Consider the following 17,142-nt stretch of genomic DNA (forward strand, 5'->3'; position numbering starts at 1 on the left):
GATTGAGTATAGCCAACACCGGATTGAGTATAGCCAACACCAGACTGGGTATAACCTAATCCAGCCCCGGACTCCGTATAACCCACACCCGATTGAGTGTAGCCAACACCAGATTGGGTATAACCTAATCCAGCCCCGGACTCCGTATAACCAATACCAGATTGAGTATAGCCAACACCGGATTGAGTATAGCCAACACCAGATTGGGTATAACCTAATCCAGCCCCGGATTCCGTATAACCAACACCCGATTGAGTGTAACCAATACCAGATTGAGTATAGCCAACACCGGATTGAGTATAGCCAACACCAGATTGGGTATAACCTAATCCAGCCCCGGACTCCGTATAACCAACACCTGAAGCCCACATTCCCACGCCGGAGGGGAAAATAAAAGAACTCAGAGCCTTTTCGGGTTTAACAACTTGGTGCATCGAACCAAAGAAAGAACCCGCAATCCGCTTGGATTCTGCTTCCTTGGATAACCCAAATACATCGCTATGAACCCCAGCCAGAACATAGGATTTTTTGGGGACAGGGAACTCATAGAAGGTTTTCCCTTTTAATTCTTCTTCCCAAGAAACGGTAATAAACTGATCGTCAATCCATTCTGTGGGATAAACCGGAGGAATCCGAGTCGCCGCAGAACGAGCTAATTCTAACCAACGACCGTCAACACAGCGATAACCAATTTCAACAACATAGTCGCGATCGCTGACTGGTATGGGTAAATACCATTCCCTCGCTAACTCATCACAGGGATATTCTTGAATACTATGGGGACTTTGAGAGTCTAAATCAATATCAGTAACATCATAAATCCGCAGGGCTAACTGTTGCCCTCCTTGGCGTCGAAACATTTCCTTCTGTTCGTTAGAAACGTCCCAGTAAGTATAGGCTGACTCAGGATCTCGGGACATCATGACAATCTGACTTTCACCATACCCACCGGGTAAGTCGGCTAAACCCTCATCCACGGAGGATAGGGAATCAGCTATCTGATAGTTCTGACCGGCTAGAGAAAACTTTGCAACTTCCACTTCTTCTTGTGCCTCCAATGCGCGAGATGGATTAGGGGTTCCAAACTTCTGACTTTCGATTTCCTCGATAGCTTCTAAAAGCTGAGATTTACGCATTCGACTATAGCGAGAAATGCCATATTCACTTGCTACTTTGCGAAGTTGCCGCAGTGTCATAGTTTCTAAAGGTGGGCGTTCCTTTGACATAAAAGAGTGATCTCCATTGGCTTAAACAGCAGATTGATAACTCTGTAGAAATTCTTAGGGATCATGGGGATCGCTTGATTACTCACCATATTGCAGAAAATATTAAGTTTGGTCAAGGGGTAAACGGATATTGATAAGTAAATATACACAGTTTTCGGGATTTTGGGGATCATTATGTCATGAAACCCTGACATTTGGAGGTAAAAAAAACCTCTTTGGGGATCAAAGAGGGAAATTTCCATCAACGAATCACTTGCCAATCTTCAATGCGCCAAGCTCCATCCTTGCGAATAAACCGATACTGAATCTGTAAAGAGGCATCCTCAGTATTTTGGGCCTGACCGCGACTGAAAAACTGGGTTTGTTCCTGAACATTGGCAATGGCGATCGCTTGGTTGGGATTGGTCTGATCCATCTGGACTTCACTAACTTTGACGTTGTGTTTATAAGTGCGATGGGAACCATCTTGTTTCATATTTTGTGACATAGCCACCCAACGGGCCAAGGCTGGATCAACTAATATTTCCCGCAGCCCCTCAACTTGATACTCTGGCCCCAGGGCAGCGGATTTTGCCGATAACCATTGATTCAGTTTGGCTTCCGCCACTTCGGGAGTGATTTTTTCCGGTTCGGCGGTAACGGGTGTCGGTTCAGGAATCGGTAAGGGAGGCTGGCTTAACTGCACCATTGCCTGTTCCCCTTTCAAAGTTGGCCCAGACCAGCCCAAAACATCGGCGAAGGCTCCCCAAACCCTGGAAAGTAAGAACCAAAGCAACCAAAGTCCGAATAACCCTCCCAGACCTAGAATTAATAACCGACGCCATTGACTAGAATCATTTTTCCGTTGAATCCGACGCAGACTGCTGCTATTGGCAGAGCTAGAAGCGTTTTTGGAGGCGGGAGTTGGAGGGACATTAGCCGACGCCGCCGGGTCTGGGAGCGGTTGTGGGGAAGTTTCGGAAGCACCGCGACGGGAAGATTCAGGAATTTTGTGATTTCCTTGCAAAGATGTTGCCGTAGAACCCGTTTCTACCGCAGTCCGAACACTGGCTGGGGGTTGGGAGGGGGCTAAGGGTTCTTGGAGATTGGCACTCGATACCCCCATATTTCTAGCGGCTAAAGTGGCCGTTAAAGCGTCTAAAGAAGCCTGGGTGAGTTGAGGACTCGTTTCCGTTGCACCGGAGGCTGGGGTCATGGACTTTGATCCAGAACCTGGGTTTGTCGGCGGACGTCTTGGTTGCACTACCACCCACTCATTAGAAGGGCTGCCCGTTTCATTGGGTAGGGCTTCGAGATAGGCCTGGACATGGGGATCGGCAAAATAATCCTTCAAGGATACCGACTTATCCAGCAAATCCCGAAAATGGGGAAACACCTCATCCTGTAACCAGCTTTCCGCATATAAACATAATCCGGGTAACAGGTCGGGGGAATTCTGGGAATTTTCTCTGATAAAAGCAATCGGTTCCCGTTCCTGACTTAATTCTAGGGAACGACTGGCTTCTTCGGTTTGCCCCAACAATAAGGCACAAATGGCTTTTTCTAAATGCACATCTTGCCGACGCCCCAACTGCATCAGCATTAATTTAGCCTTGCGAATTAGGGCAGGTTGGGCTTCGGCAAACCCCTGGGCAATTAGGGAATAAACGGCTAAATAGGTGGCAACGGCCGAAGGGCGACGGGCTTCGGTTTCAAATAACCCCTGTTGTTCGGTGGTGGTCATCTGGCGACGGAGTTGCTGCACAAACCGCAGAAAGTCTTCAACGCCTAAACCTGACCCATCATCCCCTTGACCATCAATACCGCTACGTTCGTGGAGCATTTCCCGGAGGAGTTGCAGTCCTTTGCGACGTTCTGCGGCTTTTTCTAGGGGGAGTTGGAGTAATTCTAAAATCCGATAGGGACGGAGTTTGTAGAGATCCGTTTGCATTTCACCTCTTAAACTGGCAAACAAGCTTTCTCTTAATAATAGATTTTGTCCGGCTTCTAGGGAAGAAGCGGCATTTTCATATTGTCCTTGTTGCCATTGTTCTCGACCCAGTTCTAAATAGGCACTGGTGACGGTTAAAACAATATCGGGAACAATTAGGGAGGCTTCCCCAAAACGGCCATCTTTTAACCCAATACTTCCCGTATTCAAATAGGGGTGACATAATTTCACCACTAATTCGTATTCCCCTAATTCATGCAGGAGTAATAAAGCCCCCACAAATTGTCGATCTTCGATCTCAATACTGGGGGTATGGGCATCGATCACGGGTTCGAGGGCGGTGGATTCGGGGGTGACCCGTTTCCCGAAGGCCGGAGTTTTAACTTCTGATTCGGGTTCGTAGGTTTTGGCTAAAAACCCCATATCATAAGCATTTCGCTGATCGGCATCCGATAAAATAGCATAAGCCTCGTCAATCAACTGTTTGCGCGCGGCGATCGCTAAATCAGAATACTCCCGTCTCGGAAGTTGCAAAGTGCGATCGCGGTGCGCTTGCTTCAGTTGTTCTGGAGTTGCTTGAATCGGTAAGCCTAATATTCGGTAATAATCGAGTGGAATACGCACGGGCAACTTCCCCAACGGTGAGAAACTGATTTAGCCATATTAGCAGGAAATGGCAGAAATAGAAATAAATGACAAATTAGGAATTACGAATTACGAGTTATCAACTCTTAAATTCCTAATTCCTAATTCCTAATTCCTAATTCCTAATTCGTAATTGTTTAAAGGGTGACAAATTCTTCTCCACTACTGGGGTGAATTCCCATGGTATTATCAAAGTCTTTTTTGGTCGCTCCCATATTAACCGCGATCGCTATTCCTTGAATTAATTCCGCCGCATCTTTTCCGACAGTATGGGCACCTAAAACCCGATCGGTATTCGTTTCCACAATTAACTTAATAAATATTTTATCTTCTGACCCGGTAAAACTATGGAACATGGGACGAAAACGGGCCGTGTAACATTTAATATTATCACCAAATTTTTCCCTGGCCTGGGTTTCGGTTAAACCTACGGTAGCAGCTTCGGGATAGGAAAAAACCGCCGTGGCAATATTTTCATGGGTAATAAATCGGGGTTGATGACCAAATTCCGTATCGGCAAAAGCTCGTCCTTCGGCGATCGCTACCGGGGTTAAATTCATCCGATCGGTACAATCTCCCACGGCAAAAATATTAGGTTGATTGGTACAACTATCGGCTGTTACGACAATTGCGCCTTTTTTATTAATTTCTATCCCGGCATTTTCTAACCCTAATCCGGCTAAATTAGGTTGGCGTCCAGTAGCACATAACAGGGCATCTACGGTTAAGGATTTTGAGTTTTTTCCCTTAAAAGACAACTTTAATCCAGCATCTGTTTTTTCAATTTTTTTAATTACTTTTTCGGTTAAAAATTTAATTCCATGATTGGTCATGCCTTCTTGAATATTCTTTCTAATATCCTCGTCAAACCCATTTAAAATTAAATCTCGGCGAATAATTTGGGTGACATCACTACCTAATCCTTTGAGAATACTAGCAAATTCTACCCCAATATAACCCCCACCCCAAACGGCAAATTTTTGAGGTTGTTCTGGGAGTAAAAACATCTCGCGGGAAGTAATACTATGTTCAATACCAGGAATATCGGGTTTAACCGCTTCTCCACCGACCGCAATTAAAATTTTATCGGCGGTAATTGTTTTGTCTCCTACTTCTAGCGTATGGGGATCAATAAATTTAGCATAACCAGAAATCAGTTCAACTCCGGCTTTTTCTAAAAAACTAATATGCAGTTGACTTAAACGTTTAACTTCTGTATCAACAGCAGTAATTAATTTATTCCAATCAAATTTAGGTTCAACTTCTCCCCATCCGTAACCCTGAGCATATTCGTACATATAGGAAAATTGGGAAGCATAAACCATTAATTTTTTAGGAACACAACCCCGAATTACACAGGTTCCCCCGACTAAATCATGTTCAGCGATCGCCACTTTTGCCCCATAGGAAGCCGCCCGTTTGGAAGAAGCTAATCCACCGGAACCTGCACCGATCACAAACAAATCATAATCATAACTCATAATCTAATTACCTCTTTTATGACCCTTGAATATTCATCTGTTCAATCCAGTTTAAATTATAGGGGTTTTTCGTGCCGTTATAGGGAATAGCTAATGGACAATGGAGAAGATATAAAATTCTTAATAAAAAAAAGGATAAAATAACTCCCAAATTGGGTAAATCTATAATATTGATGATCTAACTCAAATCAAACAATATGCAATCCATCTCATCAGAAACAGAATCCGTGAGCATCCGAGCACCGAGACACGCAGGGGAGGATCATTCCAATATTCCGGTAATCTCCCAACCTTTAACCCCTGGAGATCTGAAATCAGGGCTATTTTTATTAACGGAAAATGCCGATACCGTTGAAATTGCCCCCGGAGTCCTCGGAAGTAACCCCCTAGGGATCTCTAAATATCCCAACGGGTTAGCCGCCTTGGGGGGAGATGATTATGTTCGGGGCTCCACAGACTCAGAAGCAATGAGGGGAAATCGGGGAAATGACACCCTCGAAGGTCAAGGGGGAAATGATACCCTGTGGGGGGGTCAGGACTCCGATGTGCTTTATGGGGGTACGGGGAATGATCTGCTCAGTGGTAATTTGGGCAATGATTATCTATTTGGGGATGCAGATAATGATTTACTGCGAGGGGGTCAAGGGGATGACGCCTTAGTCGGTGGGGCGGGAAATGATACCCTGATCGGTGATTTGGGCGTGGATCGGCTTTGGGGCAGTGAAGGGGCGGATGTATTTGTCCTACGCACCGATACTGCTACCCCTCCGGTAGTAGACTGTGGTTGCGGTAATGTTGATGGTCTTGACGAGATTACCTCTGATTTTATCCTTGATTACAATAGCGTCCAAGGGGATAAGATAGGGTTAACGGGGGGGTTAACGGTTAATGATATTGTATTAACTGAAAAAACCATTACCTATGGCGATCGCCGAGATTATGATAGTAGTGGCCCTTTGCCTCTGGGTCAGATTAGAACTTTGGATTTTCAAATTGAATCAGCATCGGTGACAGTTATTACAGAAGCTAAAACCGGGAATGTTTTAGGTTTAGTCAAAGGAGTTTCTCCCGCGCAACTTCAATTTGTCTCTTTTTCAGATATTATTTAAGGGAACACCGGAACACCGGAACACCGGAACACCGGATAATACTTCTGGCTGTTTCATATCAGTATTAAAATATTACAATCTTGACGCGGATTGATATATGAAACAGCCGGTGTTTACTTTTAAGCCGAAATCTTGGATACAACTCAAATAGGATTGCTATAAAATTGTTAGATTCAGTTTAACAATTCCGTTGCTAAATTTTCTGCTTGTTCTCGAATTTCTCGGACTGCGGTGGTTTCCCAGCGAGATCCTTTGCAGGCTGTACCTAAAGTATATAGGTGTTGAGAAATTTTACCTTTTTGATCAATTAATGCTCCAGTTTTGGTGACATCTAAACCTAAATTTAATGAGTCAGAACGAATTAAACCGCTTTTGAATAAGTTACCCAGTAGAGGATTGTTAAGTTTCTGATAATCACCGACTGAATTAGTACAGTTAATGACTAAAGTAACTCGTAAATTCAATAATTCTTGATTGTGTCTTTGACGAATCATCACGTCTACATGATCGGAATTTTCAGAATATTCTAAAATTCGACCTGCATATAAAATTAACTGTTGATTATTGAATAACTCTTGGATTTGTTGGTGAATATCGGGTGCAATTCTATGCCGCAAAACCTCCCAATAGGGTTGGACATGGCGCAAAAATCGAGCCTGTTCTGGGGGTGAAAGATGATTCCAAATTGATTGAGTTTCAACCCGTAAAGAATCAATTACTGCCCTCCAATTATATCCTTTTTTAGCAGCATTGTCAATTTCTTCTCGAATTTTATGAAGTAATTTTCTTGTGGTTTTGGGGGCAGATTCTGGGGTTAAAAATGGGGGTAAGGGTTCGACTTTTGCGTGGGGTTGGGGGAATAAACCGCGTCGAGAGATAACATAAATTTTACCCTGATGGTTTTGCTCTTTTAGAGTAGCAATAATATCAATAGCGGTTAATCCCGATCCGATTAATAATAGGGGTTCATGGGTTGATATCGAGGGGAATTGAGGTTCAGACCAAGCCCAAGGAACATAACGGGAACTCTGATAAAATGAAGGGTCAGAAATAGCCGGATTTTGAGGCGGAAAATTGCCTAGGGCTAAAACAGATTGATCAACGGATAGTTGTTCTCCACTTTTTAAAGTTATAATTAAATTGCTGGGTGTTTTGTCAATAGCGATCGCTTCATCTAAAACCCGATAAAAAAGAACTCCAGCCCGAGCTTTTTGTTCAGCATCTTGCAAAATTGAGCGCAGATATTCACTATAAAATTTTCTAGTAACAAAGGTTTTATCCGTAATTAATTTATCTGGATAATGAATATTCATCCATTGTAAAAAATTATCATGCTGATCCACAAAAGCACTCATTTTTCCGGCAGGAACATTGAGCAAATGATGATCTAAAGGAGTGCTATAGGCAATCCCCTCGCCTAATTGATTTCTGCGTTCTATTAAATAAATTTGTAAAGAATGGTTAGCTTTTTGGAGGAGATGAATTGCCACCATCACCCCACTAAAACCGCCCCCAATAATTGCAATTTTTTGAGTCATAAATAGGAGTTAGTTAATTGTGATGATTAATTTTTAGATGTTTATAAAAATCAACTGCCCTCTTTTGGGCATGAAAGCAGTTGATAGGCTGAATTTTAATTTGTTTGTATTGTAAGTGTATTGCAATTCATTTAAGATGTCAAGCCCTAAAAAGTCATCTATCGCACAAGACCAAAGAAACCCGGTTTCTGCGTAAGCCTGCAAAGCGATATCCTGTTCTTAGCGTCTCTACCATGATAAATTCAGGGGTTTGCGTCCTCTGATTTTTCCGTATCGACAAACCTGTTTGTTAATTGTTGATTTTCCGACTTAAGCTAGAATTGAAAGTAATTGCTGAATCCACCTCTACAGTTATTGATCTGAATGTTGACTTCTTTTGCTTTTCGTCGTTTCCAGCCCCTAATGGTCTTATTGCTAGGTGCTGGTTTTTTCATTCCGGCTGATCAGGCGTTATCCTTAACGAATGAAGAAGCACAAGTCTTTAGTAGCGAATACATGAAAGGCTGTTTACAAGGGGTAAGTCAATTTGGTCTTGAGCCAGAAAAAGGAGAACAGTATTGTCGTTGCACCCTGAATAATTTACTGAAACTTCCCGATAAAAAATTACAGTCTTTAGGGAAGTTGAGCAAAGAACAAATTAAGCAAGATTCAGAAATTAAAAATGCCATCAATAGTTGTCTATCGACTTATATTAAACCCGATCAATAGTTAATATAGCTAGTCCAAATCAGTTATCAGAAAAATGGGTTTAAAACCCCGTCCTTCTAGGACGGCTTTTTATTAAGCTGTCTATTAACGGCGGATGTCAACTTTCTAACTTCCGCCACTGCCCAAAACATATAAACTCAATAAAGTGCCACTATTCCATAATCCGTGCATGAACATGGGGGCTAATAAATTGCGCGATCGCGTATAGACAAACCCTAGAACAATTCCTAACGTCATTAAGGGCAAAATTTCCGAAACATTAAAATGCGCCACGGCAAAGAGAAATCCACTTAAAATAATTGCACTTCCCAGGGGAAGATAACGGGTTAAAGACGGTAATAAAAATCCTCGAAACATAGTTTCTTCAAAGATCGGTGCCGCGATGGATGCAGTGATAAAAAATATCCCTAAAGCCACACTATCTCGACTTTCTAAAGCAATTGGTAATAAAGGATTACTCCCTCCCTGTCCATCCCAAAATTTCTGATTAATTAAAGACACTAAAATCACCAAAGGTAAGGCGACTAAATATCCCCCCAAACCCCAAACAAACCAATTATCTTTGAGTTTGAAGGTAAACCAACCTTCTGGTAAGGGGAAATAGGATTTAATCGAGAAATATAAAACCGAAAATCCTCCTACCATTAATAATAGATAGGTGATTAAAATATAAACCGCTTGACTCCTGACATCAAAACTACTGGGTTGAAGATTTAAGCCTTGAAAAACCGCTCTTAAAGTTAGGGGAATAAAGAATTGCCCCAATAAAGAAAAACCCACTACAAAAACTTGTAAGATAATTTCTCCATTCCAAGGAATTAACCAAGCCACATCCATATTAGTGGCTAAAACAGAATCCTTGCCTTTAAATATTAATTGAATTCCTAAAACAATAGCTAATAATAATCCCAGGATTAATCCTATACCTGGAATAGCACTAACAATCATTAACTTAAAAATTGCTTGTTCAGAGCGTTCCTGTTGTTGGGTTTCTAAAGTTACTAAGGCTTCTGGACGCTGTTGTAACGTATAGAGTTTAACTAAGGCTTGATAACGAAACCAACCCTCTAAATAGTTTTGTAAAATTGGTTCGGCATCGGGGAATAATCGGGCGGGAGTTTGCCATAATCCGATTAACACCTGTGCTGTTTTTGCGGTTTTGATTATACTATTTTTATCCCCGGATGCAGGAAGTTTTTCCGAGGTTGTTTCTACCAAAGTCTTCCAGGTTTCTATGGCTTGGTCAGTAGATCCTAACTGAGTTTTTAAAATCCCGATTCTCAGTTGTAAATCTCGATTTAGTTGTTCTAATTCCTGTAAAGAGCTTGCTGCTATTTGTTCATTATTTTCTCGAAATTTAGCTAAGTTTTTTGCAGCAGATTCTTGTACTTGTTGATATTGTTTAAGGGCTTCTTGTACCGGAGTTTTACCAATTAAATTATCGCGTAATATAATTGAATTATCGGCTTCTGTTCCCTTACCTTGCCATTGGGAAGCATGAAGCAGTAAATTAGTTTGATACAATTCTAAACGGCTTTGAATTTGGGGTTGAGTCCAACTATTGAGTAACGATAAACCCAAAAAGCTAATTGCTAATAAGGTTAAAATTGCTAAAATCCAGCGTTTGGGTGTCATGATTTCAAAACTTGAGAATAAAATATTGCCGAGTTGGAGCCATAAACTCAACATTTTAACCGATGCTGTCCGAAACGCGGTACAATCACATCTGGCTTAAATTCGGTTCAGTCCAGAGTCCAAAATTCCCACTCCTCAATTTAACAATGACGACCCGTGTAATTCTTGTCCGTCATGGTCAAAGTACCTATAATGCCCAAAGTCGAATTCAAGGTCGCTTGGATGCCTCTGTTTTAACAGAGAAAGGTTCTGTGGCCGCGCAAAAAGTCGGTGATGCCTTGAATGGTTTAAAGTTTGATGCTCTCTATTGCAGTCCCCTGCAACGGGCGAAACAAACAGCCCAAATCATCGTCACCTACCTGTCTGACCCCCCTAAATTAGAGCCCAGCGACCTGTTAATGGAAATTGATCTTCCCCTGTGGGCGGGGATGGAACGTCAAGCGGTGATGGAACAGTTTCCCCAAGAGTATCAGACCTGGCACGACTCGCCCCATGAGTTTTCGATGCTGGTTTCAACTCCTGAAGGAGAAAAACAACATTTTCCCGTATTAGCATTATTTGAACAGGCTAAACAATTTTGGCGGGAAATTTTAGCCCGTCATCAAAATCAAACGGTTTTATTAGTGGCTCATAATGGAATTAATCGTTGTTTGATTGCGACGGCTTTAGGAATTCAACCGCAATTTTATCAAAGTGTACAACAGTCTAACTGTGGGATTAGTATTTTGAATTTTACTAATATTATCCCCGGAGAATTACCGAAACCTGCGGATGTTCAGTTGGAGTCGATGAACTTAACAACCCACGTTGGTCATAAATTACCTTCTGTGCGTCCGGGTCATCAAGGGCCGCGATTATTATTAGTTAGACATGGGGAAACGGAATGGAACCGCATGGGTCAATTCCAGGGACAAATTGATGTTCCTTTGAATGATAATGGTCGAGAACAAGCTCGGAAAGCGGCGGAATTTCTCAAAGAAATTAAAATTGATTTTGCGGTAACAAGTCCCATGGCACGTCCCAAGGAAACCGCAGAAATTATATTACAAAATCATCCGGGGATAGAGTTACAATTAGAACCGGAATTTTGTGAAATTAGTCATGGTTTATGGGAAGGTAAATTTGAGGCGGAAATTGAACAATCTTACCCCGGATTATTAGAGGAATGGAAAATAGCACCGCAAACGGTTCAAATGCCTGAAGGTGAGAATTTACAACAGGTTTGGCAACGTTCTTTAATCGCTTGGAAGCAGATTGTTGAAACCTATAATCACCAAAATGTAACTATATTAGTGGTTGCCCATGATGCCATTAATAAAGCCCTTTTGTGTCAATTATTTAATCTGCCTCCGGATCATTTTTGGAACTTTAAACAAGGTAATGGGGCGGTGACAGTAATTGATTATCCCCAAGGAATTGAGGGTTTACCTGTGTTACAAGCTGATAATATTACTAGCCATTTATCGGGTAGTATTCTCGATAAAACGGCGGCGGGAGCGTTATAGGTTGACTGTGTGGAGAGAGAGACGCGCCGTGGCACGTCTCTACTGCACCCTAAAACCAACACCTGATACTCGAATATGAATTGTCAACTTTTAAAGCAAGTTCGTGTGATTGATCCGGTTTCTAAACGGGATCAAATTGCTGATATTTTAGTGATTGATGGTTATATTAAAACTATTGAATCTGAAATTAATGATTATCCTGAAAATACCATTATTATTAATAGTAAAGGGTTGATTTTAGGGCCGGGATTAGTTGATTTATATAGTCAGAGTGGGGAACCTGGATTTGAAGAAAGGGAAAACTTAAATTCTTTATTAAATGCTGCTGCTGCTGGAGGATTTACTCGATTAGGGATTTTACCTAATACTATTCCAGCAATTGATAACCCGGCAACGGTGACATTATTACAACAACGATCTGAAAAAGTTGCTATTCTCAATTCTGAGTTTCAGCGTCCGAAATTATATCTTTGGGGCGCATTAACTCAAGATGTGGCGGGTCAACAAATGACGGAATTAAGTGAATTAGCGGATACTGGTGTTGTGGGTTTTGCTGATGGTAAACCTCTGGAAAATTTAGCGTTATTAAGAAGAATATTAGAATATTTAAAACCTTTAAATAAACCCTTGGCTTTATATGCTTGCGATCGCCAATTAGCAGTTAATGGAGTCATGCGAGAGGGGCATGATTCTATATTATGTGGTTTGCCCGGAATCCCTCAATTTGCTGAAACCGCAGCTTTAGCCGCGATATTAGAATTAGTGGAAGTAACGGGAACTCCTATTCATATTATGCGGGTTTCTACAGCCCGAAGTGTAGAATTAATAGCCCAAGCTAAAGCTCGTAATTTACCAATTACCGCCAGTACAACTTGGATACACTTATTGTTAAATACAACATCTATTAATCGGATTTGGAATCGACCCTTAGAAGAGGAAGATCCAACAATTCTTACTTCTATTCCTCTCCCATACAACCCTAATTTAAGAGTTGATCCTCCCTTGGGAAATCCATCGGATCAACAGGCTTTAATTCAAGGAGTGGAAACGGGAATTATTGATGCGATCGCCATTGATCATACCCCCTATTGTTATGAAGAAAAAACCGTTGCCTTTGCCGATGCTCCCCCAGGTATGATTGGGTTAGAATTAGCATTACCTCTATTATGGGAAACCTTTGTTGAGTCGGGGCGATGGTCAGCCTTAGATTTATGGAGATTTTTAAGCAGTAACCCAGCTATTTGTTTACAACAAACTCCCTATTCTATTCAACCGGATCAACCCGCAGAAATGATATTATTTGATCCTAAAACTTCTTGGGTTGTTAATGCAAATACCCTCAAATCTCGCTCTATTAATACTCCCTGGTTAGGGCAACAAATTAACGGGCGGGTGATCCAAACTTGGTCGCCTGATGTTAATATATCCTAGCCAGTGATAACAACAAATCAGACTCTAATTTAACATTTTTAAGTAAAAATAATTGACTGTGAAGACTCAAAAACGACCGATTGCTATAGATTTATTTGCGGGTGCGGGAGGTATGACCCTCGGTTTTGAACAGGCTGGATTTGATGTTTTAGCCGCCGTGGAAATTGACCCAATTCATTGTGCTACCCATGAATATAATTTCCCCTTTTGGAAGGTGTTTTGTCAAGGTATTGAAACCCTGACAGGATTAGAAATTAGACAGGATTCTGATATTGGAAATAGAGAGATTGATATAGTATTTGGTGGGCCACCTTGTCAGGGTTTTTCCTTAATTGGAAAACGGGCTTTTGATGACCCCAGAAATAGTTTGATGTTTCATTTTATTCGGTTAGTTGATGAATTACAACCAAAATATTTTGTTTTGGAAAATGTTCCGGGTTTAACGGTGGGAAAACATCGACAATTTATTACTGAGATTATTGATAAGCTGCAAAGTCAGGGTTATCAAGTCATAGAAAACTATCAAGTCTTAAATGCTTCCTATTATGGTGTACCTCAAGATCGATCACGTTTATTTATTCTAGGATCGCGAAAAGGTTTACCCCTACCTGGTTATCCTCAACCCGTGACAAAATCGCCAAAAGTTAATCCTAAAATTGAGTATAATTTTAATAACTTTTCTCCCTGTCCGACGGTTTGGGATGCTATAGGAGATTTACCAACTATTGAAAAATATCCTGAATTATTCTTAAAAGATTATACCATAGCCGAATATCAAAAATCAAGTTTTTATGCTCAATTATTGCGAGGATTACTTGCGGTTAAGGATAATTTTTCTTATCCGAGAATTTTTGATAAAAATTTGTTAACTTGTAGTTTGCGATCGCAACATTCTCCCACCTCTACCGCACGATTTGAAGCCACGGAATGGGGGAAAACCGAAAAAATCAGTCGATTTCATAAACTCCATCCTCAAGGTTTATGTAACACTTTAAGAGCCGGAACACCCAGTAACCGAGGCGCCTTTACTTCCCCTCGTCCAATTCATCCCTATACCCCTCGATGTATTACGGTGAGAGAAGCCGCCCGCTTACATTCCTATCCCGACTGGTTTAGATTTCAAGGTACAAAATGGCACGGTTTTCGACAAGTTGGAAATTCGGTTCCGCCCTTATTAGCTAAAGCCGTGGCGGGGGAAATTATCAAACTTTTGGAAATAATTCCTAGTCAACCAACGGAAAAGGAAAAATTAGGTGATGATGCGTTATTATATTTGAATATGTCCCAAGCGGCAAAACGCTATAATGTTGATCCTCATGTAATTGAGCCTAGAAAAAGAGGAAATAAGGGTGAATAATTTATGGCAGATAAAAGCAAGAAATCAGGAAGATATGATGCAATTATTGCTGAAATATTTAGACAGCATTATCAAGAAGGTATAACTAATTTTGAATTCAGTCGTTCTGAATTTACTGAAGTTGCTCAAAGTCTCAATATCCCATCTCCTAAAAATTTAGGTGATGTTTTATATTCTTATCGTTTTAGGCGAAAGTTTCCAACAGTAATATCTGATACTGCACCTGATGGTTTAGAATGGGTTATTGAGTTAGCAGGACAAGCAGTTTATAGATTTAAACTGAGTCCAATTAATCGAATTACTCCTAACCCCAATCTAATTTGTATAAAAATTCCTGACTCGACACCTGAAATTATTAGTAAGTATGCTTTAACTGATGAACAAGCATTACTAGCAAAGGTACGCTATAACCGATTAATAGATATTTTTCTAGGAATTACAACATATTCCTTACAAAATCATCTGAGAACTACAGTACCTAATATTGGACAAATTGAAATAGATGAAATTTATGTAGGAGTAAATCAAAATGGTGCACAATATGTCATTCCAGTTCAAGCTAAAGGAGGATCTGATCAGCTTGGTGTTGTTCAAACAAAACAGGATATAAGCTGTTGTATCAGTAAATTCCCTGATTTGATTTGTCGTCCCGTATCTACCCAATTTATGCAAGATAATGTTATTGCTATGTTTGAATTAACCCTAGAAGATGAGCAAATTAGGATTGTTAAAGAAAAACATTACCAGTTAGTTTTGAGCAAAGATATTTTAAGAGCGGACTTAGAACAATATAAAATATGGGAATAATTTTAGCAAAGATAAATAAGCCAAAATAGCTATATAATAGAATTAATGTATCACTGAATTACAATCAATTTTATGGCTAAATCTATTAATCCTAATGGATTAGATATTACTCCCTATATTGACCATACCTTACTGAATCAAACCGCAACCCCGGAACAAATTCAACAGTATTGTTATGAAGCAGAAAGATATAAATTTGCTAGTGTTTGTGTGTTTCCCAGTTATGTTATACTAGCTAAAGAATTGCTACAAGGAAAATCCACAAAATTATCTACAGTGATCGGATTTCCTACCGGAGCCACAACTTCCAAGGTTAAACTCTATGAAGCTCAGGAAGCCGTTGAAAATGGCGCGACGGAATTGGATGTGGTGATTAATTTAAGTTGGCTGAAAACTGGAAAAACCGAAGAATTGCATCGAGAAATTGCCGAAATTTGTGAAGAAACCGGACAAACAGTAAAGGCAATTATTGAAACCAGTGTACTAACAGAGGAGGAAAAATGTCTAGCGGTTGAGGTATTAATGGATACGGGAATTGCTTATATTAAAACCAGTACGGGATGGTATGGTGGGGCGACGGTTGCAGATATTGAACTAATTAAATCTGTTACCAAAGGACGCATCGGAATTAAAGCCTCCGGCGGCATTAGTACATACCAACAAGCTGTTGATTTAATTGTCGCGGGAGCCACTCGTTTAGGAACTTCTCGCGCCGTTGAGATTTTGAAAACTGAAACCCAAAAAGATAGTTAATAGCCAAAATTTAATGAGTAAAACCTATAGTGCTACGGGGATTAATTTAAAAGCTCAACCCTTTGGAGAATCCGATCGACTATTAACCATTTTAACCCAGGAATTTGGATTAATTAAAGCCATTGCACCCGGAGCCAGAAAAGCAAAATCTCCGTTAGGAGGACGGAGTGAATTATTTGTTGTGAATCAATTATTAATTGCAAAAGGGCGATCGCTTGATAGAATAACCCAAGCCGAAACCGTCACCACCTATGCAGGCTTAAGTAAAAATTTAGGTAAATTAGCTGCTAGTCAATATTTAGCAGAATTAGTCCTAAGTCAAGCCCTCAGCGACCATCCCCAAGAGGATTTATTTATCCTACTTAATGAACATTTAAACCGTTTACAAAGCCTTTCTAATTCCCATTTAATTGCTAATTCCACTCAAATTATTGCCTGTTTAACCCAAGGAATTTTCCATCTTCTCGCCCTGGGGGGAACAGCACCTCAAGTTCAATTATGTTGTTTAAGTCAACGGCTACTTATTCCTAATTTTACCGATGAAAATTGGCGAGTTGGGTTTAGTATTGAGACTGGGGGAATTATTAATTTATCGGAGTGGACGCCATCACCAACTCCATCCCGTCCTAAACCCCAAAAACCGATTCCAGTCACCTCAAAAACCCCTACAGTTCAAGATTCTGGGAATCTTTACACCATAGAAAGTGTTCCTCAACCTCAACTTAAAATTAATACGAAACTCACCGCCGGACAGTTAGCCATTCTGCAACATTTGGCCCAACCCGAACTCCTTGACCCGGTGATGTCGCGTGAAATGATTTTGGCTGGGGACTGGATGACCGTAGAACGGACGTTACGACAATATACAGAATATCATTTAGGGTGTTCGATCCGTTCCGGGTCGCTGATTGATACCTTTACCCACCAATTTATTATTGATCCCCCATTCTAATATTAGTCATGCCACTGATCCAATTAATCACTAAAATGTTAGGTAGAGAGTGTCAATTTTCGCTC

At 40.8% G+C, this 17,142-nt stretch carries 13 protein-coding genes; 8 read left to right on the forward strand and 5 right to left on the reverse strand.

Features of this window, described 5'->3' with window-relative positions; translation table 11 throughout:
* From AC559H_RS00820 to gor, 3 genes are all read right to left on the reverse strand, one after another.
* Positions 1 to 1,226, reverse strand: a 1,226-nt coding sequence (locus AC559H_RS00820; protein ID WP_071783040.1) for a DUF4912 domain-containing protein, incomplete at its 3' end; no start/stop codon positions are given.
* A gap of 241 nt (positions 1,227 to 1,467) precedes the next feature.
* Entirely contained in the window at positions 1,468 to 3,780 is a 2,313-nt protein-coding gene (locus AC559H_RS00825) for an IMS domain-containing protein (RefSeq protein ID WP_026793422.1), read from the reverse strand.
* 158 nt (positions 3,781 to 3,938) lie between these two features.
* Positions 3,939 to 5,282 carry a glutathione-disulfide reductase gene (gene gor / locus AC559H_RS00830; protein ID WP_026793423.1) on the reverse strand — a complete coding sequence of 448 codons (1,344 nt, stop codon included), beginning with the start codon at positions 5,280 to 5,282 and terminating at the stop codon, positions 3,939 to 3,941.
* Positions 5,283 to 5,479: 197 nt separating this feature from the next.
* On the opposite strand from gor, the gene AC559H_RS00835 reads away from it, so the two are divergent.
* Entirely contained in the window at positions 5,480 to 6,391 is a 912-nt protein-coding gene (locus AC559H_RS00835) for a calcium-binding protein (RefSeq protein ID WP_051319695.1), read from the forward strand.
* A gap of 173 nt (positions 6,392 to 6,564) precedes the next feature.
* Here AC559H_RS00835 and AC559H_RS00840 read toward each other — a convergent pair whose 3' ends face one another.
* Positions 6,565 to 7,929, reverse strand: a complete 1,365-nt coding sequence (locus tag AC559H_RS00840; RefSeq protein ID WP_026793424.1) for an FAD/NAD(P)-binding protein — start codon at positions 7,927 to 7,929, stop codon at positions 6,565 to 6,567.
* Between the two features lie 363 nt (positions 7,930 to 8,292).
* Between AC559H_RS00840 and AC559H_RS00845 the strand changes: the two genes are divergently transcribed.
* A complete protein-coding gene (locus tag AC559H_RS00845) occupies positions 8,293 to 8,637 on the forward strand; it encodes a hypothetical protein (RefSeq protein WP_026787506.1) in 345 nt (114 codons plus the stop codon).
* Positions 8,638 to 8,742: 105 nt separating this feature from the next.
* On the opposite strand, the gene AC559H_RS00850 is transcribed toward AC559H_RS00845, so the two are convergent.
* The gene (locus tag AC559H_RS00850) at positions 8,743 to 10,272 is read right to left on the reverse strand and encodes a CPBP family intramembrane glutamic endopeptidase (RefSeq protein ID WP_026798410.1); all 1,530 of its coding nucleotides are present in this window, start codon (positions 10,270 to 10,272) and stop codon (positions 8,743 to 8,745) included.
* Positions 10,273 to 10,418: 146 nt separating this feature from the next.
* Here AC559H_RS00850 and AC559H_RS00855 point away from each other — a divergent pair, with 146 nt between their 5' ends.
* The 6 genes from AC559H_RS00855 (at position 10,419) to recO (ending at position 17,077) form a co-directional block, all read left to right on the forward strand.
* Positions 10,419 to 11,777, forward strand: coding sequence for a histidine phosphatase family protein (locus AC559H_RS00855; RefSeq protein ID WP_026798411.1), 1,359 nt, complete (start codon positions 10,419 to 10,421; stop codon positions 11,775 to 11,777).
* Positions 11,778 to 11,852: 75 nt separating this feature from the next.
* Positions 11,853 to 13,208: a dihydroorotase gene (locus tag AC559H_RS00860; protein WP_026793427.1), complete on the forward strand. Its 1,356-nt coding sequence runs from the start codon at positions 11,853 to 11,855 to the stop codon at positions 13,206 to 13,208.
* 58 nt (positions 13,209 to 13,266) lie between these two features.
* Positions 13,267 to 14,565 (forward strand): DNA cytosine methyltransferase, encoded by a 1,299-nt coding sequence (locus tag AC559H_RS00865; protein WP_026793428.1) that lies wholly within the window; start codon positions 13,267 to 13,269, stop codon positions 14,563 to 14,565.
* A 3-nt stretch (positions 14,566 to 14,568) separates the two neighbouring features.
* A complete protein-coding gene (locus AC559H_RS00870; protein ID WP_026787501.1) occupies positions 14,569 to 15,372 on the forward strand; it encodes a hypothetical protein in 804 nt (267 codons plus the stop codon).
* Between the two features lie 72 nt (positions 15,373 to 15,444).
* Positions 15,445 to 16,125, forward strand: coding sequence for a deoxyribose-phosphate aldolase (deoC, locus tag AC559H_RS00875; protein WP_026787500.1), 681 nt, complete (start codon positions 15,445 to 15,447; stop codon positions 16,123 to 16,125).
* 13 nt (positions 16,126 to 16,138) lie between these two features.
* Positions 16,139 to 17,077 (forward strand): DNA repair protein RecO, encoded by a 939-nt coding sequence (gene recO / locus AC559H_RS00880; RefSeq protein WP_026787499.1) that lies wholly within the window; start codon positions 16,139 to 16,141, stop codon positions 17,075 to 17,077.
* Positions 17,078 to 17,142: the final 65 nt, after the last annotated feature.

Origin of the sequence: Planktothrix prolifica NIVA-CYA 540 (assembly GCF_963864145.1) — a bacterium.
Taxonomy (GTDB): Bacteria; Cyanobacteriota; Cyanobacteriia; order Cyanobacteriales; family Microcoleaceae; genus Planktothrix; species Planktothrix agardhii.